At 70.6% G+C, this 25,112-nt stretch carries 4 protein-coding genes; all 4 read left to right on the top strand.

Annotated features, from left to right (window positions below; genetic code table 11):
* Positions 1 to 10 precede the first annotated feature (10 nt).
* Positions 11 to 1,969, top strand: a complete 1,959-nt coding sequence (locus OHA11_RS00340; RefSeq protein ID WP_266506832.1) for an ABC transporter ATP-binding protein — start codon at positions 11 to 13, stop codon at positions 1,967 to 1,969.
* Positions 1,966 to 11,448, top strand: a complete 9,483-nt coding sequence (locus OHA11_RS00335) for a non-ribosomal peptide synthetase (RefSeq protein ID WP_266490780.1) — start codon at positions 1,966 to 1,968, stop codon at positions 11,446 to 11,448. Before OHA11_RS00340 ends, OHA11_RS00335 begins: the two co-directional genes overlap by 4 nt.
* Before the next feature lie 45 nt (positions 11,449 to 11,493).
* On the top strand, positions 11,494 to 12,585 hold the full coding sequence (locus tag OHA11_RS00330) for a prephenate dehydrogenase (RefSeq protein WP_266490779.1): 1,092 nt from the start codon (positions 11,494 to 11,496) through the stop codon (positions 12,583 to 12,585).
* 195 nt (positions 12,586 to 12,780) lie between these two features.
* A complete protein-coding gene (locus tag OHA11_RS00325; protein WP_266490778.1) occupies positions 12,781 to 25,104 on the top strand; it encodes a non-ribosomal peptide synthetase in 12,324 nt (4,107 codons plus the stop codon).
* The last annotated feature ends 8 nt before the right edge of the window (positions 25,105 to 25,112 follow it).

The following is a 25,112-nucleotide window of genomic DNA, read 5'->3' as shown; positions in this document are numbered from 1 at the left end:
CTGCGTGGAGATGGTGTTGCGCTTCCAGGGCATGAAGAAGAGTGATGAGGACCCCGATCCCTGGCACACCGACATACACCCGGGGACGGTGCGCAGAGTCCTCGCCTACTTTCGCCCGCACATCCGCACGGTGGCGCTCTTCATTGCTGTCGCCGCATTGGAGGCGTTCGCCGTCGCCACCACTCCTTTGCTCTTGAGGGAGCTCGTCGACAACGGCATCGTCAAGAACGACCGCGGGGTCGTGATCTCGACGGCGTGCCTGGCCGCGGGGCTCGCCGTGCTGGGCGCGGTGTTGTCGCTGGTGTCCGCCTACATCTCCGGGCGGATCGGGCAGGGGGTCACCCACGACCTCCGGGTGCAGGCGCTCGACCACGTCCGGCGGCAGCCGCTCGCGTTCTTCACCCGCACCCAGACGGGGGTGCTGGTCGGTCGGCTGCACACCGAACTGGTCATGGTGCAGCAGCAGTTCACCGGCTTGCTGATGGCGGCCACCAGTGCGGTCATGGCCCTGGTGGTGCTGGCCGAGCTGTTCTACCTGTCGTGGCTCGTCGGCCTCATGACGCTGGCGCTGGTTCCGCTGTTCATCGTGCCCTGGGTGCACGTGGGGCGGCAGATACAGCGGCGCACCCGACGGCAGATGGACGAGAACGCCGGCCTCGGCGGACGGCTCCAGGAGCGGTTCAACGTACAAGGGGCGATGCTCTCCAAGCTCTTCGGCCGTCCGGACGAGGAGATGGCCGAATTCGCCGATCGTGCCAAGAAGATCCGCACGATCGGCGTGAACCTCTCCGTCTGGGGCCGGGGTGCCTTCGTCATGATGACGCTGATGGCCTCGCTCGCCACGGCGCTCGTCTACGGGGTCGGTGGCGGGCTCGTGCTCGCCGGGACTTTCCAGCTCGGCACGCTGATCGCCCTCGCCACCCTGCTCCAGCGACTGTTCGGGCCGATCACCCAGCTGTCCGGGATGCAGCAGACCGCGCAGGCCATCGTGGTGAGCTTTTCCCGGGTCTTCGAACTGCTCGACTTGAAGCCGTTGATCCAGGAAAGCCCCGATGCGGTCGCGCTCGCGAAAGACGTGCCGCCGGACATCGAGTTCGAGCATGTGTCGTTCCGCTATCCCACCGCGGACGAGGTCTCACTGGCGTCCTTGGAACATCTGCGGACCGATCGCGAGCGCGGGGAAGTGACGCCGGACGTCCTGCGCGACGTGAGCTTTCACGTGCGGGCCGGAACCCTCACCGCGCTGGTCGGCCCGTCCGGCGCGGGGAAGAGCACCATCACGCACCTGGTGTCCCGGCTGTACGACGTGAACTCCGGGACCGTTCGCGTCGGCGGACACGACCTGCGGGACCTCACCTTCGACTCGCTCCGCGAAGCGGTGGGGGTGGTCAGCCAGGATGCCTACCTGTTCCACGACACGATCCGGGAGAACCTTCTCTACGCTCGCCCGACCGCCACCGAGGACGAGCTGATCGAGGCATGCAAAGGGGCCCAGATCTGGGATCTGATCGCCTCCCTCCCCAGTGGGCTCGACACCGTCTCGGGCGATCGCGGCTACCGCATGTCGGGCGGGGAGAAGCAACGGCTGTCCATCGCCCGGCTGCTGCTGAAGGCACCCTCGATCGTCGTGCTGGACGAAGCCACCGCGCACCTGGACTCCGAGTCGGAGGCCGCCGTCCAGCGGGCCCTCAAGGTCGCCCTGCGCAGCCGTACCTCGCTGGTGATCGCCCACCGGTTGTCCACGATCCGCGAGGCCGACCAGATTCTCGTGATCGACAACGGACAAGTCCGCGAACACGGGACGCACGAGGAGTTGCTGGCCGCAGATGGCCTGTACGCCGACCTCTATCGCACGCAGTTCGCCAAGCCGGCAGGCAACGGCGCCGAGCCCGCCGGACTCGGGACCGGGCTCGGACCGGACAACGCACTCCGGCTGGTGCCTCAGGCGGTTCGTGAAGGAGAACGATGAATTCCACAGCGCAAGCCACACCGACGGTGCTGGAGCTGTTCGCCTCGCACGTGGACCGGACCCCCGATGCGGTGGCCGTCGTCGACGGTGATCGGGTTCTGACGTACCGGCAACTCGATCAGCACGCGGGCCGGCTGGCCGGGCGCCTTGTCCGTCGGGGCGTCCGCCGCGGCGACCGCGTCGCGGTCATGATGGACCGTTCCGCCGACCTGCTGGTGGCGCTGCTCGCGGCATGGAAGGCGGGGGCGGTGTACGTGCCCGTGGACGCCGCCTACCCGGCGCGGCGGGTGGCGTTCATGGTGGCGGATGCAGGGGTCTCCCTGATGGTGTGCTCAGCCGCGGCGCGCGACGGCGTACCGGACGGGATCGAGTCGATCGAGCCGACCGAGCGGACCGAGCCGACCGAGCGGACCGAGCCCATCGAGGCGGACGCTGGCACGGACGAGGGCGCGTGCGATGCGGCGGCGGTCACGGTGCGCCCGGGCGATCTGGCCTACGTGATGTACACCTCCGGCTCGACGGGCACCCCGAAGGGGGTGGCCGTCCCGCATCGGAGCCTGGTGGAGCTGGTGGAGAGTTCCGGCTGGGCGATGGAGCCCGGCGATGCGGTCCTCATGCACGCGCCGTACGCCTTCGACGCTTCCATGTTCGAGATCTGGGTGCCGCTGGCGTGGGGCGCCCGTGTGATGATCGCCGGGCCGGGGCCGGTGGATGCCCGGCGCCTGCGGGAGTTGGTCGCGGCCGGGTTGACGAGGGCGTATCTGACCGCCGGGAACTTCCGCGCGGTGGCGGAGGAGTCGCCGGAGTCGTTCGCGGGGCTCCGTGAGGTGCAGACCGGTGGCGACCTGGTGCCCGCGCACGCGGTGCACAGGGTGCGGGAGGCCTGTCCCCGGGCGCGGATCCGGCACCTGTACGGCCCGACCGAAGCGACCGTGTGGGCGACGTGGCATGTGCTCGAACCAGGTGACGTGATGGGTCCGACGCTGCCGATCGGACGGTCGCTGTCGGGCCGCCGGGCTCAGGTGCTCGACGAGTTCCTTCGGCCCGTGGGGCCGGGTGTGGTCGGGGAGCTGTACCTCTCCGGTGCCGGTCTGGCGGACGGCTACCTGAACCGGCCGGGTCTGACGGCGGAGCGGTTCGTGGCGGATCCGTACGCACCCGACAGCGCCTCCGAGGGGGGAGGTGACCAGGTGACGGGCAGGCGGATGTACCGGACCGGGGACCTCGCCCAGTGGACCGTGGACGGTGAACTGCTGTTCGCGGGCCGGGTCGATCACCAGGTGAAGATCCGTGGGTACCGGATCGAGCCCGGCGAGATCGAGGCCGCGCTGACGGCTCAGCCGGGCGTCCACGACGCCGTGCTCGTGGCGGTCGACGGGCGCCCGATCGGTTATGTGGTGGCGGATGGGGACGTGGACCCCGAACTCATCCGCGAGCGCCTCGCGGCGCAACTGCCGGAGTACATGGTGCCGACCGCCGTGATCGTGATGGACGCGCTGCCGCTTACCGGCAACGGCAAGGTGGACCGAGCGGCGTTGCCCGCGCCCGAGTTCGCGGCGAGCGCTACCGGCCGTGAACCCGTGACCGAGGCGGAGCGTGTCCTGTGCGATCTCTTCGCCGAGATGCTCGGCCAGGAGCGGGTCGGTGTCGACGACGGCTTGATCCAGTTGGGCGGGGACTCGATCGTCGCGATGCGCATGGCGGCACGTGCGTTCAAAGCCGGGCTGCTGGTGACACCCGCCCAGATCCTCAAGGAGCAGACCCCCGCACGGCTGGCGGCCGTGGCGCGTGCCGTACAGGCTGATCGCCCCGTCGACCGGCCGCTGATCGCTCTGACCGCGCAGGACGAGGCGGAGCCCGCGATCGCCGATCCGGAGGCGGAGGAGGTCTGGCCGCTGGCACCGCTCCAGGAGGGGCTGGTCTTCCAGTCGACCCTCGATGATCAGGGTCCCGATGGTCACGGTCTCGGTGATCAGGGTCGCGACATCTACCAGGTGCACTGGCTCGTGGAGCTGAACGGACCGCTGGACGCGGCCCGGCTGCGGGCCACGTGGGAAGCGGTTTTCGCCCGGCACCCCCAGCTGCGACCGAGCTTCCATCGACTCCCGTCGGGCAAGACGGTGCAGGTCGTCCACCGGAACGTCACCCTGCCGTGGCAGGAGGTGGATCTGACGGGCGCGAGCGATGTCGATGCGGCTGTCGACGCCCTGGTCGAACGGGAACAGGAGAAGCGGTTCGATCTCGCCGAGGCTCCGCTGGCCCGGCTGGTGCTGGTGCGGATCGCGGAGGACCGGCACCGCCTGCTGGTCGTCATTCACCACACCCTGATCGACGGTTGGTCGGTGGCGGTCATCCTCAACGAGGTGGCCGAGGCGTACACGGCCGGCGGGCAGCTCCCCGAACGGGCGGGTTCGGCCTCCTACCGGGATTACCTGGCTTGGCTGGACCGGCAGGACAAGGATGCGGCACGTGCGGCCTGGCGGGCGGAGCTGTCCGGTACGGACGAGCCGGCGCTGGTCGCGACAGCGGCCCCTGCGGCGGAGTACGACCACCGCGTCGTCCATCTGTCGACGGATCTGCACACCCGGCTGACGCGGTTGGCCCGCGACCACGGGCTGACGCTGAACACGGTGGTACAGGGTGCGTGGGCGATGGTCCTGGCGCGACTTCTGCGGCGGACCGATGTGGTCTTCGGCGCCACGGTCGCCTGCCGTCCCGCGGTGCTCCCGGGTGTGGAGTCGATGCCGGGCCTCATGATGAACACGGTGCCGGTCCGGGTGCCACTGGACGGCGGGCAGTCGGTTGTGGACATGCTCGCCGCGTTGCAGCACCGGCAGGCGGCCCTGATCCCGCATCAGCATCTGGGGCTGCCGGAGATCCAGAAGGCGGCCGGCTCCGGCGCGGCGTTCGACACGTTGCTGGTGTTCGAGAACTATCCGCGCGACTTCGCGGGCCGGTTCACGTATCTGGGCACGGTCGAGGGGACCCACTATCCGCTGACCCTCGGCATCATTCCGGGAGATCATTTCCGGATCCAGCTCAGCTACTGGCGCGGGCAGATCCGGGAGAGCGTTGCCGAGTCGGCTCTGCAGTGGTTCGTCGATGCGCTCGCCGCGTTGGTCGCCGATCCGTCCGGACTGGTGGGGCGGGTCGGTGTGGCCGCGGGCCATGCGCATGACGCGGGCCCGGCGTTGGTGGCGGGGCAGTCGTTGCCGGCCTTGGTGAGGCGGGTGGTGAAGGAGCGGTCGAACGACGTGGCGGTAGTGGACGGTGCGGGTGAGCTGTCGTTCGGGGGGTTGTGGGACCGGGCGGTGGGACTGGCCGCTGTGCTGCGGGCTCGCGGGGTCGGGCCGGAGCGCCGGGTGGGCGTGGTGGTGGAGCGGTCGTCGTGGTGGCTGGTCGGAATACTGGGCGTGTCATTGGCGGGCGGTGCCTTCGTTCCGGTGGATCCGGCGTATCCGGCCGAACGTGTGAAGTGGATGCTGGACGACGCCGATCCGGTGTCGGTGGTGTGTGTGGGAACGACGCGGCCGGCGGTGCCGGAGGAGTTCGTGGACCGGCTGGTGATGGTCGACGAGGTCGATCTGGCGGGGGGCTCGGAGGCGGGGCTGCCGCAGGCGGGTCCGGGTGACGCGGCGTATGTGATGTATACGTCGGGCTCGACGGGCGCTCCGAAGGGGGTCGTCGTCTCCCACGCGGGGCTCGGCAATCTGGCGGCGGCGCAGATCGACCGGTTCGGTGTGTCGCCCTCGTCACGGGTCCTGCAGTTCGCGGCGCTGGGCTTCGACGCCATGGTGTCGGAGGTGTTGATGGCATTGTTGTCGGGGGCGACGCTGGTCATGGCGCCGGCGCGGGACCTGCCGCCGCAGGTGTCGTTGGCGGAGGCGCTGGAACGGTGGCAGGTCACACATGTGACGGTTCCGCCGTCGGTGCTGGGCACGGCCGACGCCTTGCCGGACGCGCTGCAGACGGTGGTGGTGGCGGGGGAGGCCTGTCCGCCGAGCCTGGTGGATCGCTGGTCCCGGGGGCGGCGGCTGATCGACGCCTATGGCCCGGCCGAGGCCACGGTATGCGCGGCGATGAGTACGCCGTTGGCGGCGGGCCGGGATGTGGTCCCGGTCGGGACGCCGATCCCGGGGGGCCGTTGTTATGTGCTCGACGCGTTCCTGCTTCCGTTGCCGCCGGGGATCGCTGGTGAGCTGTACGTGGCCGGGGTCGGGCTGGCACGCGGCTACCTGGGCCGCGCGGGGCTGACGGCCGAGCGGTTCCTGGCCGATCCGTTCGCCCCTGGTGAGCGGATGTACCGGACGGGGGATCTGGCGTACTGGACGAGCCAGGGTGAGTTGGTGTTCGCCGGGCGCGCCGATGACCAGGTCAAAGTCCGTGGGTTCCGGATCGAACCCGGCGAGATCGAGTCTGTCCTGTCCGACGACCCACGGGTCTCCCAAGCCGCGGTGACCGTCCGCGCGGACCGACTCCTTGCCTACGTTTCACCGAGCGATGTCGATCCGCGGGCGGTGCGCGAAAGGCTTGCCTCCCGGTTGCCTCAGCACATGGTGCCTGCGGCGGTGATGGCGCTGGACGCGCTGCCAGTGACGGCGAACGGGAAGATCGACCGGGGTGCGCTGCCCGATCCCGATTTCGCCGCCGCGACCGCGGGACGGGAGCCGGCCACGGAGGCCGAGCAGGTGCTGTGCGACCTCTTCGCCGAGGTGCTTGGTCTCGACCGGGTCGGTGCGGACGACAGCTTCTTCGAGCTGGGTGGGGATTCGATCCTCTCGATGCAGCTGGCGTCGCGGGCGCGGCATGCCGGTCTGACGTTCACCTCGCGGGATGTCTTCGCGTGCAGGACGCCGGAGCGGCTCGCCCGGCTGGCGGCGCAATCGCCGCTGCCGTACAGCGATCCATCCCCCGCTGCCGATGGTGTGGGCGGTGTCGCATGGACGCCGGTCATGCGGATGCTGGGAAACGGGGTGGTGGGGGCGGGGTTTGCCCAGTGGGCGGTGGTGGGTGCGCCACCGGATCTGACGCAGGACGTGCTGGCGGCGGGGCTGGCGGCGCTGGTGGACGCGCATGACATGTTGCGTGTGCGGGTGGAGCCGGGGCGGTTGGTGGTGGGTGAACCAGGGTCGGTGGATCCGTCCGCCTTGGTCACGCGCGTAGCGGCTGCCGGACGTCGGCTGGACGAGGTCGTGCAGGACGCGGCCCGGGGGGCGGTGGAACGGCTCGATCCCGCGGCGGGTGTGGTGGTACAGGCGGTGTGGGTGGACGGCGGGCCGGATCGGCCGGGACGGGTGGTGGTGGCGGTACATCACCTGGCCGTCGACGGGGTGTCGTGGCGCATCCTGCTGCCGGATCTGCAGGCCGCCTGCGAGGCGGTGGCCGCCGGACGGGCTCCGGAAGTGGAACCCGTGGCGATGTCGTTCAGGCGGTGGGCAGGCCTGTTGGAGGAGTGGGCTCTCTCCGCTGAGCGGGTCGGCGAGTTGGCGGCATGGAAGGCGATCGTCGGTCAGGAGGACCGGCCGGTCGGTGCGCGTGGGCTGACCCCAGGCCGGGACGCGGGCGGTACCGTGCGCTCGCGGTCGTGGGTCGCGCCGAAGGCGGAGACATCGGTGCTGCTCGGGCGGGCTCCCAGGGAGTTCCACTGCGGGGCGCATGAAGTCCTGCTGGCCGGGCTGGCCGGCGCGGTCGCGCGGTGGCACGGCGAGGACGCGCTGTTGGTGGATGTGGAGAGCCATGGCCGTCATCCCGTCGACGGCATGGATGTGTCCAGGACAGTGGGCTGGTTCACCAGCGTGCATCCGGTGCGGCTGGATGTGACGGGGATCGACCTGGCGGATGTGCTGTGCGGTGGTTCGGCGGCCGGACGCCTGCTGAAGGTGGTCAAGGAGCAGTCGCGGGCGGTGCCCGGCGACGGGCTCGGCTACGGGTTGCTGCGCTATCTCAACGGTGAGACCGGGCCGATTCTGGCGGCATTGCCGTCACCCCGGATCGGGTTCAACTACCTGGGCCGGTTCGCTGTCGGTGACCACAACGGTGTGCGGGCGTGGCGGTTGGCCGAGGACATCGGCAGTTCGATGGATGCGAGCACGGATCTGCCGCACGCGGTGGACGCCAACGCGATCGTCCAGGACCGGCCGGACGGTCCGGAGCTGACGCTCACGCTGGAATGGCCGGACGGTCTGCTCGACGAGGCCGAGATCGAACGACTGGGCCAGGAATGGCTGGACATGTTGTCCGGGTTGGCCCGTCAGGCGGACGATCCGGCCGCGGGCGGACACACCGCGTCCGACTTCGGCCTCGTCGACCTGGAGCAGGACGAGATCGAGGCCCTCGAGGCCGAACACGCGGGCACCGGTGGGCTGGCCGAGGTGCTGCCGCTCTCCCCGTTGCAGCACGGGCTGGCCTTCCACGCCGGCTACGTGGGCGACGGCGTCGATGTCTACACCGCACAGGCGGTGCTGGACCTGACCGGTCCGCTGGACATACAGCTGCTGCGGAAGTCGGTGCGCGGACTGCTGGACCGGCATGCCAATCTCCGGGCCGGATTCCGGCACAGCGCCGCCGGGGTCCCCCACCAGGTGATCGCTGGCACCGTGGAGGTGCCATGGACCCAGGTGGACGTGGATCAATCGGTGGATCCGCAGGCCGAGGCGGTGGCGGTGGCCGCGGCCGAACGGGCACGGCCGTTCGAGCTGGCCCGCCCCCCGCTGCTGCGGTTCGTGCTGATCTCGGTGGGACCGGACCGTTACCAGCTGGTGCTGACCTCTCATCACATCCTGCTCGACGGCTGGTCGATACACCTGCTGCTGGATGAACTGTTCAAGCTGTACGGCAACGGAGCGGATCCGCTCGCGCTGGCGCCGGTGACGCCGTACCGGCAGTACCTGGCCTGGCTGAGCCGGACCGATCGGGACGCCGCGACGGCCGCGTGGCGCAACGCTCTGGCCGGCCTGCCGGAGCCGACTCTGATCGCGGCGGACCGGCCGATGCCGGTCCAGATGTCCGAACAGATCTGGGCCGCACTGGACGAGGCGTGCTTCGAGGCGTTGACGGCGCGGGCCCGTGAGTTCGGCGTCACGGTCAGCACACTGCTGCAGGCGGTGTGGGGAGTGGTGCTGGCGGCGATGACCGGTCGCGACGATGTGGTGTTCGGCTCGGTGGTGTCCGGACGCTCGGCCGGGCTCGACGGGAGCGAGACCATGGTCGGACTCTTCATCAACACCGTCCCGGTCCGGGTACGGATGCGGCCGCAGCACACCTTCACCGAGCTGGTGCGGCGCTTGCAGGACGAGCAGACAGCGGTGCTTCCCCATCACCACCTGGGGCTCACCGACATTCAGCAGGCCGCCGGACTTGGGCAGCTGTTCGACACCCTCTTCGTCTACGAGAACTACCCCAAGCCCGCCACGATCGGTGACGGAGCTGCCGATGCGGAACCGGACCGGCTGCGTGTGCAGGGTGTGACCGACGCCGATTCCACCCACTACCCCCTGGCTCTGACGGCCATCCCGGACAACGGCCTGCGGCTGCGGCTGGAACGCCAGCCGGCGCTGGTCACCGCCGCGCAAGCCGATGCCGTGCTGGACCGGTTCACGCAGGTGCTCGAAACCCTGATCGCCGCGCCGCAGTTACCGCTGTCCATGGTGCCGGTCTTGACGGACTCCGAACGGCAACAGCTGGGGGCGTGGAACGACACTGCGGCGGAGGTGCCCGCACAGACGCTGCCGGAGTTGTTCGCCGCGCAGGTCGCCGCCACCCCCGAGGCGACTGCGGCAGTCTTCGAGAACCAGTCGCTGACCTACGCCCAGCTCGACGCCCGCGCAGACCAGTTCGCCCACTGGCTCATCGATCACGGTGTCGGACCCGAGGACCGGGTCGCGATCATGTTGCCTCGCTGCCTGGAACTGGTGGTCGCCGTGCTGGGTGTCACCAAAGCCGGCGCGGCCTGGCTGCCCATCGACGCGAACTACCCCCAGGCGCGCATCGACTACATCCTCGCCGACGCGCGGCCGGCGGTCGTGGTGGACGAGTCGGTGGTGCGCGAGGTCAGCCAATACCCCACTGGTGCTGTGCGGTCGCGGGCAGTGCCCGAGAACGCGGCCTACGTCATCTACACCTCCGGCTCCACTGGGCAGCCCAAAGGCGTTGTGGTCACTCACACCGGTCTGGCCAGTCTGGCCCGCAGCCTGGCCGAGCGGCTGGATCTGAGCGCGCGGAGCCGGGTCCTGGCGCTGGCATCGCCGAGTTTCGATGTCTCGGTGCTGGAGCTGCTCATGGCGATCGGTGGCGGCGCGGCACTGGTGGTTCCGCCCGAGGGTGTTGTGGCCGGTGGAGAGCTGGCCGAGGTACTGGCCGGCCAGGAGATCAGCCATGCGTTGATCCCGCCCCCCGTGCTGGCCACCGTGCCCGCAGTACCCGAGACGGTACTGCCGTGCCTGGTACTGGGTGTGGCGGCGTGTCCTCCTGAACTCGTGCACCGGTGGTCGCCCGGGCGACGGATGATCAACACCTATGGGCCGACCGAGGCCACCATCGCCATGACCATCGGCCCGGACATACCGCCCGGTGATGAGATACCGCCGGTCGGCCATCCGACCGCGAACGCGCGGGCGTTCGTGTTGGACTCGTGGCTGCGTCCGGTGCCACCGGGTGCGGTGGGCGAGTTGTACATAGCCGGCGTGGGTGTGGCGCGGGGGTATCTGGGACGGGCGGGGCTGACCGCGGCACGCTTCGTAGCCGATCCGTTCGGTTCCGGTGAGCGGATGTACCGGACCGGGGACCTGGTCCGCTGGAACCCGGAAGGGGAATTGGTCTTCGTCGGCCGTGTGGATGACCAGGTGAAGGTGCGGGGGTTCCGCATCGAACCCGGTGAGGTCGAGGCGGCCCTGCTGGCGCAGGAGTCGGTGGGGCAGGCGGTGGCGGTGGTCCGCGCCAGCCGCGCCGGCGAACGGCTGGTGGCGTATGTGACCGCCGCCGGGGAGAGCGCGGTGGATGCCGTCGCGGTGCGCGAGGGCGTGGCGGCCCGGTTGCCGGAATACATGGTGCCGGCGGCGGTGGTGGTGCTCGATGCGCTGCCCTTGACGGCGAACGGGAAGGTCGACCGCAAGGCGTTGCCGGAACCCGACTTCAGCGGACGCGTCTCGGACAGGGAGCCGGTCACGGAGGTCGAACGGATGCTGTGCGATCTGTTCGCCGAGGTGCTCGGTCTGCCACGTGTCGGTGCGGACGACAGCTTCTTCGAGCTGGGCGGGGATTCGCTTCTCTCGATGCAACTGGCAGCGCGGGCCCGCCGTGACGGCATGGTCTTCGGCTCGCGGGAGGTGTTCGAGCATCGCACGCCCGCGGGCATCGCGACGATCGTGGAGCTGGGCGCGGACGACCCCGTTGCGGGTGGAGACATCACAGCTGACGTCGACCTCCTCGACTTGGACCAGTCGGAGATCGATGCATTCGAGGCCGAGTTCGACCACCAGTAGGACCGCCGATCCCGCCGCTCATGCGGGGCAACCGAAGGAATGGACGTGGCCGTGATGCACTCCGCGCTGGTGATCGGCACAGGACTGATGGGTACGTCGGCGGCGTTGGCGCTGCGGGCGCGTGGCGTGACCGTGTACCTCGAGGACGTCGACTCGGCGGCCGCCCGGACGGCCGCGTCGCTGGGCGCCGGTACGGTGCAGCCGCCCACGGAAACCGTCGACCTGGCGATCGTCGCGGTGCCGCCGCCACTGGTCGGCAAGGTGCTGGCGGACGCACAGGGCAGACACCTGGCGCGGCACTACACGGACGTGGCGAGCGTGAAGGCGGAAACGCAGCACGACATCATCGACCTCGCCTGCGACACCTCGTGCTACATCGGCGGACATCCCATGGCGGGCGCGTCGCGCAGCGGTCCGCTGAAGGCCCGGGGCGACCTCTTCGAGGGCCGCACCTGGGTGCTGACGCCGACGGCGGACACCGATACGGAGACGCTCAACACGGCACTGGAACTGGTGACGCTGTGCGGTGCTGTTCCCGTGCTGATGGAGGCGGCGGTGCACGACCGTGCGGTGGCGCTGGTGTCCCACGCGCCCCATGTGGTGGCGAGCCTGGTCGCGATGCGCCTGGAGAGCGCCGGGGAACGTGAGGTGAGTCTGGCGGGCCCGGGCCTGCGGGACCTGACCCGGATCGCGGAGGCCGACCCCCAGCTCTGGCTGGACATACTGGGCGGCAACGCCTCGGTCGTGGCGGACCTCCTGGACGAACTGGGCACCGATCTGAGCGAGATCGTCGCCGGGCTGCGCGCCATGGCGGCGACGGACGAAGCCAAGCGCAGCAGCGGCATGAAGACGGTCGGGACCATGCTGCGCAGGGGGGTGTCGGGCCGCAGCCGCATCTCCGGCAAGCACGGGAGCCGGCCCGAGCGGTTCGAATCGGTGACCGTGATGATCGGGGACCAGCAGGGCGAACTGGCACGGCTGCTGACGGACGCGGACCGCGCGGACGTCAACATCGAGGACATCCGCATTGAACATGCCAACGGCCGGCAGGCCGGCCTGGTCCATGTCAGCGTCGCTCCCGGCATGACGGCACCGCTGCGGGAAGCTCTGCGGACGGGTGGCTGGCACGAGCGGTGAAGACCGAGCGACCGCGTCAGGTGCGACTGGACATGTTGTCCGGGCTCGCCCCGTCAGGTGATGATTCTTCTGTGCGGCACGTTCCGCATTCGCATTCGACGTCGACCTCCTCGACCTGGAACAGGGCGAGTTGAGGAATTCATGGCTGAGTTCGACGACGCACGTCAATCCCACAGCTGACCGAGGGAGACATTGATGGCCCAGTCGCGTATCGAGGACATCTGGCCGCTGTCGCCACTGCAGGCTGGGTTGCTCTTCCATGCGGTTTACGACGGCGAAGGACCCGACGTCTACATAGGCCATTGGATCCTGGACCTGGACGGGCCGCTGGACGCGGCCAGGCTGCGCGCGTCGTGGGAGGCGCTGCTGACTCGGCATGCGCCACTTCGGGCCTGCTTCCGGCAGCGTAAATCGGGTGAGACAGTGCAGATCGTCCTCAAAGAGGTGGAACTGCCGTGGCGGGAGGTCGACCTTTCGCACCTCGAGGACCCCGAGGCGGCCGTGCGAGAGCTGGCCGAGGAGGATCGGACGACGAGGTTCGACCTCGCGCGGGCGCCGTTGCTGCGGTTGACCTTGATCCGTCTCGGCGACCGTACGCACCGGCTGGTGATGACCTGTCATCACACGATCATGGACGGCTGGTCGTTGCCGGTCGTGGTCAACGAGCTGTCGAAGCTGTACCCGGCCCACGGCGATCCGCAGGCCCTGCCCGCGGTGACGTCGTACCGGAACTACCTCGCGTGGCTGAGCAGGCAGGACAAGGAGAGGGCGCTGTCGGCATGGGTGGCGCAGCTGCGCGGTGCCGAGGAGCCGACGCTGGTGGCGCCCGCCGATCCGGGGCGAGCGCCCGGTGTGCCGGAGAGCGTCGAGGTCGAGCTGTCCGAGACCCTCACGCGCTCGCTGGACGAGCTGGCTCGTAGCCATGGGCTGACGCTGAACACGGTGGTGCAAGGCGCGTGGGCGATGGTGCTGGCGCGACTGGCGGGCCGGACGGACGTGGTGTTCGGGGCGGCGGTGTCGGCGCGCCCGCCGGATCTGCCCGGCGTGGAGGAGATGGCGGGGCTGTTCCTCAACACCGTTCCGGTGCGCGTGCGGCTTTGCGGCTCGACGCCCGTCATGGAGTTGCTTGCGCAATTACAGAAACAGCAGTCGGCGCTCATACCTGACCAGTTCGTGGGGTTGGTGGACATACAGCAGGCGGCCGGCCCCGGCGCGGTATTCGACACCATGATTGTCTTCGAGAAGTTCCCCAATAAGCCCGCCGAATCGGACTCCGCAGGGAACTTCGGTATTCGCATACATCAGGGCCGGGCAGCCGCCCATTATCCCCTGACGCTGGTGTGCGTCCCCGGCGAAAAGATGCTCCTCAAACTCGACTATCTGACGGAGCTCTTCGACCGGACCACAGCGTTCTCCATCGCTGAGCGGTTGAAGGAGGTTCTGCGTCAGCTGACGGGTGCGGGCGACCTGACGGTGGCCGAGATCGACGTGACGAGTGCGGCCGAGCGTGAACTGGTGGTGGACACATGGGGTGCGGCAGCCGCCCTGACGCAGGGCCGGCCGGCCTCGGAACTGTTCGACCGTCAGGTGGAGCGCCGCCGCGACAGGGTGGCGGTCGTCGAGGGCGATCGGGCGATGTCGTTCGGGGAACTGGCTGAGCACGCGGAGCGGCTCGCCGGCTATCTGCGCGCCAGGGGAGTGCGGCGTGGGGACCGGGTGGCCGTGGTGCTGGGCCGGTCGCCAGAGCTGATCGCGACGTTGCTCGCGGTGTGGAAGGCAGGAGCGGCGTACGTCCCCCTGGATCCCGCCTATCCGGCGGAACGCCTGAAGTTCATGCTCGCGGATGCGGAGCCGGCGGCGGTGATCTGCGCGGAAGCGTACCGAGATGTCGTGCTGGTCGGAGGGCTCGATCCGATCGTCCTGGACGATGTCCGGACGCGGCAGGCGGTGGCGGAGTGCACCCGCCTGTCCGCAGCCGTACATGCGGACGACCTCGCGTACGTGATGTACACGTCGGGGTCGACGGGAACACCGAAGGGCGTCGTGGTGTCGCACGGCAGCGTCGCGGCGCTGGTCGGCGAGCCGGGATGGGCGATCGGCCCCGATGACGCCGTGCTGATGCATGCCTCGCACGCCTTCGACATATCCCTGTTCGAGCTGTGGGTGCCGCTGCTGTCGGGTGCCAGGGTGGTGCTGGCCGGACCGGGTGCGGTGGACGGCGAGGCTCTGGCCGGACATGTGGCCGGCGGTGTCACGGCCGCCCACCTGACCGCGGGAACCTTCCGGGTGGTGGCCGAGGAGTCACCGGAGTCGCTCGTCGGTCTGCGCGAGGTGCTGACCGGTGGGGACGCGGTGCCGCCCGCGGCGGTGGAGCGGGTGCGGCGCGGCAGTCCTGGCGTGCGGGTGCGGCATCTCTACGGCCCGACGGAGGCCACGCTGTGCGCGACGTGGTGGATGCTCGAACCCGGCGACGCGACGGGAACGGTGCTGCCGATCGGACGACCGCTCCCGGGGCGGCGAACCTACGTCCTCGATGCGTTCCTGCGACCTGTGCCGCCGGGCGTGGTGGGCGAGCTGTATGTCGCCGGAGCCGGTGTGGCGCAGGGCTATCTCGGCCGTGCGGCATTGACGGCGGAGCGGTTCGTCGCTGACCCGTTCGTTCCCGGCGACACGGCTGTGGGCAGCGCCTCCGTGCCGGGTGAGCGGATGTACCGGACCGGGGACCTGGCGTACTGGACGGACCAGGGTGCGTTGGTGTTCGCCGGACGCGCCGATGACCAGGTCAAGATCCGCGGGTATCGGGTGGAGCCCGGCGAGATCGAGGTGGTCCTCGCCGGCCTGCCCGGTGTCGGCCAGGCGGTGGTGTCCGTACGGGACGAGCACCTGATCGGTTATGTGGTCGCCGAAACGGGGCACGACGCCGACCCGGAGCGGTTGCGCGAACAGCTCGCCGCGACGCTGCCCGAATTCATGGTTCCGGCCGTGGTGCTGGTGCTGGACCAACTGCCGTTGACGGTCAACGGAAAGGTGGACCGGCAGGCCCTGCCCGCACCGGACTTCGCCACGAAGGCGGTCGGCCGGGGGCCGGACACGGAGGCTGAGCGCATCCTGTGCGCGGTGTTCGCCGAAGTCCTCGGCCTGGAACGGGTCGGGGTCGAGGACAGCTTCTTCGAACTGGGCGGGGACTCGATCTCGTCGATGCAGGTGGCCGCCCGTGCGCGGCGCGAGGGGATCTCCCTCACCCCGCGGCAGATCTTTGAGCACCGGACCCCTGAGCGGCTCGCGGGACTGGCACAAGAGGCCCCGACGACACCGGCACGGGATCGCTCCGAGGCGGTCACAGGCGTGGGAGACATCCCCTGGACGCCGGTGATGCGTGCCCTTGGGGATGCCGCGGTACGCCCTGGCTTCGTGCAGGCGAAAGTCGTCGTCACCCCGGCACGCCTGAATCCGGATGCCCTGGTGGGCGCCCTGCAGGCGGTGCTGGATGTGCACGATCTGCTGCGGGCACGGGTGGCGCCCGACGGACGGCTGTTCGTGGCCGAGCGCGGCGCGGTGGACGCGGCCGGCCTGCTCACGCGGGTGCCGGCCGGGACCGGGAACCTCGATGAACTCGCCGCGCACGAGGCCAGGGCGGCGGCAGGCACGCTGGACCCGTCGGCGGGAATCATGGTGCGGGCCGTATGGGTCGACGCCGGAAGCGACCGGCCGGGCCGGCTGGCTCTGGTGGCGCATCACCTGTCGGTCGACGCGGTCTCCTGGGGCATCCTGTTGCCGGATTTGCGTTCGGCGTACGACGAGGTGGTCTCCGGCAGGACCCCTGCCCTGGAGCCCGCGTCGACCTCGTACCGGCACTGGGCGCGGCGGCTGACCGAGCAGGCGTTCAGCGCGAGCACGATCACTGAAGTCGATCACTGGGTCGCCGTACTGGACGGTGCGGATTCGTCCATAGTGAAGCAGACCGGAAAGCAGACCGGGCAGTCGCACTCCTGGTCACGGACGCTGTCCGGAACCACGGCGCGCAGTCTGGTGGCCCGGCTGCCGGGCGCTTTCCACTGCGGGATCCACGAAGTCCTGCTGGCGGGTCTCGGAGGTGCGGTGGCGCGCTGGCGCGGTACCGGCGCCGGGATCCTGGTGGACGTGGAGGGCCATGGTCGCCACGGCGCCGACGGGATGGATCTGTTGCGCACCGTCGGCTGGTTCACCAGCGTCCATCCGGTCCGCCTCGATGTCTCCGACGTCGACCTTTCTGCTGCGGCAGCGGGGAACGCCGCCGCCGGGCAGTTGCTGAAGGCCGTGAAGGAACAGGCCCGCGCCGTCCCCGGCGATGGCCTCGGCTATGGGCTGTTGCGCCATCTCAACCCCGAAACCGGGGCGAGGCTGGCCGAGTTGCCGTCCCCGCAGATCGGATTCAACTACTTCGGCCGGTCCGGCCTCGCCGCCGAGGACATCCCGTGGCAGGCGAGCGAGGAGTCGCTCGGCGGCGGTCCGGAGATGTCCGCGGCCCACCCGGTGGAGGTCGCTGCGGATGTCCAGGACACGCCCGCAGGACCCCGGCTGAGACTGGCCATCGACGGCAGGCACCTCGACCCCGCCACGGTGGAGCGGCTCGGCGAGGCATGGCTGGAGATGCTGACCGGTTTCGCGGCACTGGCCGAGGATCCCGGCGCCGGCGGGCACACACCGTCCGACTTCGACCTCGTAGAGCTGACGCAGCGGGACGTGGCGGAGCTGGAGGCCGCGGTGCCGGGGCTGACGGACGTCTGGCCGCTGTCACCGCTGCAGGAAGGCATGCTCTTCGAGCGGGCCATCGACGCGGACGGCGTCGACGTCTACCAGAGCCAGCGGATCCTGGACCTCGAAGGACCGCTCGACGCGCCACGGCTGCGTGCGGCGTGGCAACGGCTGGTCGCCCGGCACGCATCGCTGCGGACAAGCTTCCACCAGCTCGGATCCGGCGAAACGGTGCAGGCCGTCGCGGACGAGGTCGCTGTCCCATGGCGCGAGGCCGATCTGTCGCACCTCGATGAGGCGGCCGCGGCCGCGGAGGCCGACCGCCTGCTCGCGCAGGATCAGGCCGAGCGGTTCGACGTGACCAGGGCGCCGCTGCTCCGGCTGTTGCTGATCCGTCTCGGTGAGAGCAGGCACCGGCTCATCGTGACGTCGCACCATGTCGTCCTGGACGGCTGGTCCACACCGATCGTCCTGGATGAGATGTCGACGGAGTACGCGGGTGGGCAGGGCCCGTCGACGTCACCGTCCTATCGGGACTACCTGGCGTGGCTCCGCCGTCAGGACGTGGAGGCGCCACGAGCGGCGTGGCGGTCCGAGCTCGCCGGGGCGGACGAACCGACCCTGACGGACGCCGACGCGGACAAGACGATGGTCATGCCGGACGGGCATGCCGCATGGCTGCCCGAGGAGACGACGCAGGCGCTCACCGACTTCGCGCGTGGCCATGGACTGACGCTGAGCACGATCGTGCAGGGCGCATGGGCGCTGGTGCTGGCGCGGCTGGCGGGCCGGACGGACGTGGTGTTCGGGACGGTGGTGTCGGGGCGTCCCGCGGAGGTGCCGGATGTCGAGCGGATGGTGGGGATGTTCATCAACACCGTCCCGGTCCGTGTGCGGCTCGAAGGCGGCCGGCCGGTGCTGGAGATGCTGCGGGACTTGCAGAGGCGCCAGTCGGCGTTGACGGAACACCAGTACCTCGGGCTGTCGGAGATCCAGCGGCTGGCGGGGACGGGCGCGATCTTCGACACCATCGTGATGGTCGCGAACTACCCGGACGACGCCGCCGGTCCCGGAGACGACGGTGGCTTCGCGATCAGCTCGCTCCGCACCCGGACCGGTACCCATTATCCGCTGACGATGAGCGTCTCTCCCGGAAACCGGCTGCGGATCGATGTGGCCTACCGGCCCGATCGGATAGACCGGGAAACGGCCGCCGAGGTCGCCGGGCAGGTCGTACGGGTCATCGAACGAATGGTGGCGGTGCCCTCGCTTCCGGTGGGCCGTCTGGCCGTGACGCACGCATCGACGCGCGCGTCGATGCTGGAGCACGGCAACGCGACCGGCGAAGCGGCCGCCCGGTCTTCGGCGCTGGAGCTGTTCCGGCAGCAGGCCGACAGGTCCCCGGACGCGGTGGCGGTCATGGACGGGGGACGCACCCTGACCTACGCCGACCTCGACCGGAGATCGGATGGGCTGGCGGGGCACCTCGCCGGGCTGGGCGTGCGGCGCGGCGACCGTGTCGGCGTGGTGATGGAACGCGGCGCGGACCTGTTCGTCGCCCTGCTCGCGGTCTGGAAGGCGGGGGCCGCGCAGGTACCGGTGAACGTGGACCACCCCGCCGAACGGATCGAACGGATGCTGGCCGATGCCGGCGCACGGATGGCGCTCTGCGTCGCAGCGACCCGCGACGCGGTGCCGGACGGGGTCGAGCCGGTGGTCATGGACGTACCGGCGCTCGAGGAAGCGCCGCACGAGGCGCCGGCGCTCACGGTCGGGGCGCACGACGTGGCCTACGTGATGTACACGTCGGGATCGACCGGGGTCCCGAAGGGCGTCGCGGTGCCGCACGGAAGCGTGGCGGCTCTGGCCAGCGAGCCCGGCTGGTCGCAGGGCCCGGGCGACTGCGTGCTGCTGCACGCGTCGCACGCGTTCGACGCGTCGTTGATGGAGATCTGGGTGCCACTGGTCAGCGGCGCCCGCGTGCTGGTCGCGGAACCGGGCGTGGTCGACGCGCAGCGGCTGCGCGAAGCGATCGAACGAGGCGTGACCACCGCCCATCTGACGGCCGGAAGTTTCCGGGTGGTGGCCGAGGAAGCGCCGGAGTCCTTCCGCGGGCTGCGCGAGATCCTGACCGGCGGGGACGCGGTACCCCTCGCGTCCGTCGCGCGGGTGCGCCGGGCGTGCCCAGAGGTTCGGGTCCGGCAGCTCTACGGCCCCACCGAGACCACCCTCTGCGCCACGTGGCACCTCCTCGAACCGTGGGACGAAACGGGCGGCACCCTGCCGATCGGCCGACCGCTGGCCGGACGGCGGGCCTATGTGCTCGATGCGTTCCTCCAGCCGGTGGCGCCCAACGTGACCGGCGAGCTCTACCTCGCCGGCGACGGCCTCGCGCACGGTTATCCGGGCGCGAGCGGGCAGACCGCGGAGCGGTTCGTCGCCGATCCGTTCGTCCCCGGCGACGCGGTGGCGCGCAGCGCCTCAGCAGGTGGTGGCCGGGCGACGGGCGGGCGGATGTACCGCACCGGTGACCTGGCGCGCTGGACGGATCAGGGGGAGCTGCTGTTCGCCGGAAGGGCCGACTCCCAGGTGAAGATCCGGGGCTACCGCGTGGAGCCCGGGGAGATCGAGGCGGCCCTGGCCGAGGTTGCGCAGATCGCGCAGGCGGTCGTGGTGGCGCGGGAGGACCAGCCCGGCGAGAAGCGGCTGATCGCGTATGTGACCACGCAAGGGGATGTGGAACCGGACACCGACGCGGTCCGCGAGCACCTCGCGGCGCTGTTGCCGGAGTTCATGGTGCCCGCGGCGGTGGTGGCGCTGGACGGCTTCCCGCTGACGCTCAACGGAAAGATCGACACTGCGGCCCTGCCGGCTCCGGAGTTCACCGCGAAGGCCGCCGGCCGCGAGCCGCGTACCGAGGCCGAGCGGGTGTTGTGCGACCTGTTCGCCGAGATACTCGGGCTGGACAGGGTCGGCGCCGACGACGGCTTCTTCGAGCTGGGCGGCGACTCGATCCTGTCGATGCGATTGGCCGCCCGCGCACGTCGCGAGGGCCTCGTCTTCGGGGCGAAGCAGGTCTTCGAGCGGAAGACGCCCGCGGGGATCGCGGCGGTCGCCGAGCGGGGCGGACCGGCGCGGGCCGACCTCGCCGACGGCGTCGGCGAGGTCCCGTGGACGCCAGTGGTGCGGGCACAGCTCGAACGCGACCCCCGCGCGATGACCCGGCGCGCACCGGCGCAGTGGGTGACCGTGGGGGCGCCCGACGACCTGTCCGTGGACGTGCTGGCGGCCGGACTCGCCGCGGTGATCGACACCCATGACATGCTGCGCAGCCGGATCGTGGAGACCGACGGGGAGCAGCCCCGGCTGGTCGTGGCCGACCGGGCGGCGGTGGCCGCGGCGACGCTGGTCGAGCGGGTCGAGGCCGGTGCCGGTGACGTGGACGAGATCGCGGAGCGCTGCGCCGGCGAGACCGCCACCCGGCTGGATCCCGCCGCCGGCGTGATGATCAGGGCGGTGTGGGTGGACGCCGGACCCGGCCGCCTCGGACGGCTCGTGGTGGTGGCGCACCATCTCCTGGCCGACGTCGTGTCGTGGCGCGTCCTGCTGGCGGACCTGCAGGCGGCGTGTGCGGCCGTGGCCGCGGGCCGGGAACCGGCGCTCGATCCGGTCGGCGTCTCGTACCGGCGCTGGGCGCGCACACTGGCCGATCAGGCGGCGATCCGGTCCGCGGAGCTGGAGACGTGGACAGCGATCCTCGACGGAGCGCCGTCGTGGCCGGGCGAGTTCGACCCCACGCGCGACACCATGTCGACCGCGGGACGCAGGTCCTGGCGGTTGCCGCGGGACAAGGCGGGCGTGCTCGTGGCGAAGGCGACCTCGGCCTTCCACTGCGGGGTTCACGAGGTGTTGCTGGCCACCCTGGCGGGCGCGGTGGCCCGGTGGCGCGGCGACCCGGCCGTCGTGGTGGACGTCGAGGGTCACGGCCGCCAGCCCATCGGTGACCTGGACCTGTCCCGGACTGTCGGCTGGTTCACCGACATACATCCGCTCCGGCTGGACGTGACCGGGATCGACACGGCCGAAGCCCTCTCGGGCGGCGACGCGGCAGGCAGGCTGCTGAAGAGCGTCAAGGAGAGCGTGCGCGCCGTGCCCGACGGCGGGCTCGGCTACGGGATGCTGCGTCACCTCAACGCAGAGACCGGGCCGGTCCTGGCGGCGCTGCCGAAGCCGGGGATCGGGTTCAACTACCTCGGCCGCTTCCCGTCCCGGCCCGGCGGTGCCGCGGAGCCCTGGCAGACGGTGGGGACCATCGGCGGTACGACGGACCAGGACACGGCGTTGCGCCACGTCCTGGAGATCGACGCGGTCGTGCTGGACACCGCCGAAGGACCCGAGCTCGAGCTGACCGTGACCTGGGCCGGGCGCATACTCGGCGAAGCCGAGGCGGAGTCGCTCGGGCAGGGCTGGCTGTCCATGCTGACCGGCCTCGCCGCCCACATCGAGGCCGGCGGCGCCGGAGGGCACACGCCATCCGACTTCCCGCTCACCGTGCTGACGCAGCGGGACGTGGCGGAGGTCGAGGCCGCCGTGCCGGGCCTGCTCGACATCTGGCCGCTGTCTCCGCTCCAGGAGGGCCTGCTGTTCCACGCCGCCGACGAGCGCGGCCCGGACGTCTACGCGAGCATGCGCACCCTCGTCATCGAAGGACCGCTGGACGTCGCCTGCTTCCGCAGGTCGTGGCAGGTGCTGCTGGACCGGCACCCCGCCCTGCGGGCGAGTTTTCACCAGCTCGGGTCGAGTGCGGTGGTGCAGGCGGTCGCTGGCGAGGTGACGCCGCCCTGGCAGGAGACCGACCTGTCCCATCTGCCCGAGGACGAGGCGCTGGCGGAAGTTGACCGTCTCGCGGCGGAGCTGCACGCCGAGCGGTTCGATCTGACCCGGGCGCCGCAGCTGCGTCTGCACCTGCTGCGACTCGGTGACCGCCGGCACCGGCTCGTCTTCACGTCGCATCACATCGCGGCGGACGGCTGGTCCCTGCCGCTCATCACCGGTGAGGTGCTCGCGGCGTACTACGCCGGCGGTGAGGGCCGGGCGTTGCCGGCCCCGACGTCGTACCGCGACTATCTCGCCTGGACCGTGCACCAGGACAAGGCAGCTGCCCGGGAGGCGTGGCGGGCCGAACTCGCGGGGCTCGACGAGGCCACCCACGTCGTGCCACCGGAAACGATCATCGCGCCCGTCGAGCCGGACCGGGTCGCATTCGCACTCGACGACGACCTGAGCCGACGCCTGGTGGAGTTCACCCGCCGGCACGGTGTGACGGCGAACACGCTCTTCCAAGGGGTCTGGGCACTGCTGCTGGCCCGGCTGACCGGTCGCGACGACGTGGTCTTCGGCGCCGCGGTGGCCGGTCGTCCGCCCGAGATCCCCGGTGTCGAGTCCGCGGTCGGCCTGTTCATGAACATGCTGCCCGTCCGGGCCCGCCTGGTCGGCGCCGAACCCTTCCTCGACATGCTGGCGGACCTGCAGGAACGGCAGGTCGCGTTGATACCGCACCAGCACGTCGGGCTGACCGAGATCAAGCAGCATGCCGGGCCCGGCGCGGCATTCGACACGATCGTGGTGTTCGAGAACTACCCGCCCCCGCCGCCCGTGTCCGACGAACCCGACGCACTCGTCATGCGCCCCGCGGGAATCCCGAACGACACCGGGCACTACCCACTGTCCATGCGCGCGTCCGTAGCGGGCCCCGTCCACGGCGAAGTCATCTTCCGCCCGGACGCGTTCGAGAGGACCCAGGTCGAGGACCTTCTCGCGTCGCTCCTCCGGGCTCTCGAACAGGTCGTGGCCGATCCGCGGACGCCGGTGGGACGGGTCGGCCTGATCGGACCCGAGCAACGCCGCCTGGTGGTGGACGAGTGGAACAGGACCGACGAACCGCTCGCGGCGGAGACACTGCCGGTGCTGTTCCGCAGGCAGGCCGCGCGGACACCGGAAGCGCCCGCGGTGCAGGACGCGGCGCGGAGCCTTTCGTACAGCGAGTTGCTTGGCGAGGCCGAAGCGCTGGCGCGACTGCTCGTGGGCCTGGGCGTGCGGCGTGAGGCCCGGGTGGGAGTACTGGTCGAGCGCTCGGCCGAGCTGGCGGTGACCCTGCTGGGGGTGACGTTCGCCGGCGGGGCGTTCGTGCCGGTCGATCCGGACTATCCCCGCGAGCGCATCGAGTTCATCCTGGCGAACTCGGCGCCGCAGGTGCTGGTGTGCACGAGGACGACCCGAGCGGTCGTACCCGCGGAGTTCACGGGCACGGTGCTGGTGCTGGATGAGCTGCCCGCCGCCGATCCGGATGCCGAGCTGCCGCGAGTGGCACCCGAGGACGCGGCGTACGTGATCTACACGTCGGGGTCGACAGGGGTGCCCAAGGGCGTCCTGGTCGCCCACTCCGGACTCGTCAACCTGGGGTACGCGCACATCGAGCGGATGGCCGTGACGTCGTCCTCGCGGGTCCTGCAGTTGTCCGCGATCGGATTCGACGCCATCGTCTCCGAGCTCTACATGACCCTGCTGGCCGGTGCGACCCTGGTACTGCCGGACGCGGCGAGCATGCCGCCCCGCGTTACCCTGGGCGACGCGATCCGCAGGGCGGACATCACCCACCTGACCGTGTCGCCCAGTGTGCTGGCGAGCGAGGACGACCTGCCGGACACCCTGCGGACAGTGCTGACGGGCGGCGAGGCGCTGCCGGCCGCGCTGGTGGACCGCTGGTCGCCGGGCCGCCGGGTGATCCAGGCCTACGGGCCGACCGAGACGACCATCTGCTCGACGATGAGCGCCCCGCTGGCTCCGGGGCACGATGTGGTCCCGCTCGGCGGCCCGATCCGCAACGTGCGGCACTACGTGCTCGACGCCTTCCTCCAGCCGGTACCGCCGGGGGTGGTCGGCGAGCTCTACATCACGGGCGTCGGACTGGCTCGTGGCTACCTGGGACGCCCCGGTCTGACGGCGGAGCGGTTCGTCGCGAGTCCGTTCGCCCCCGGTGAGCGGATGTACCGCTCGGGCGACCGGTTCCGCTGGAGCCGGGAGGGCCAGCTGATCTTCGCGGGCCGGGTCGACGCGCAGGTCAAGGTGCGCGGATACCGGGTCGAGCCGGCTGAGATCGAGGCCGTGCTCGCGGAGCATCCCGGGGTCGGCCAGGTGGCGGTCGCGGTCCGCAGGGACGGACCCGGCGACAAGCAGCTGGTGGCGTATGTCGTGCCGTCGGCCGAGGCTTCCGGCGCGAACGGCACGCTGACCTCCGCGCTGCGCGAGCTGGCCGCCGTACGCCTGCCGGAGTACATGATGCCTGCGGCGTTCGTGTCGCTGGACCACATGCCGCTCACCCCGAACGGCAAGCTCGACCACCGGGCGCTGCAGACCCCCGACTTCGTCGGAATGTCTTCAGGGCGGGATCCGCGCACGGCGATGGAAGCGAGGCTGTGCGAGCTGTTCGCGGAGGTACTCGGCCTGGACCGGGTGGGTGCCGACGACAGCTTCTTCGAACTCGGCGGCGATTCGATCATCTCGATGCAGCTCTCGGCCCGAGCCCGCCGCAAGGGGCTGGAACTGAGCGCGTGGCAGGTGTTCGAGGAAAGGACGCCGGAACGGCTGGCGGTGCTTGTCGCGGAACTCCCCGCCGACGGCGATGCCACCACGGCGTCGGAGCCCTCGGCGGGCACGCTCGTCGATCTCTCGTCCGAGCAGATGCACCAACTCGAGGCCGGACTGGCCGATGAACAAGCGCTGTAAGGAGCAGA

This window comes from Streptomyces sp. NBC_00878 (assembly GCF_026341515.1).
Taxonomy (GTDB): Bacteria; Actinomycetota; Actinomycetes; order Streptomycetales; family Streptomycetaceae; genus Streptomyces.
The sequence above is the reverse complement of the archived record's forward strand: the minus strand, read 5'-3'. Positions and strand labels throughout refer to the sequence as shown.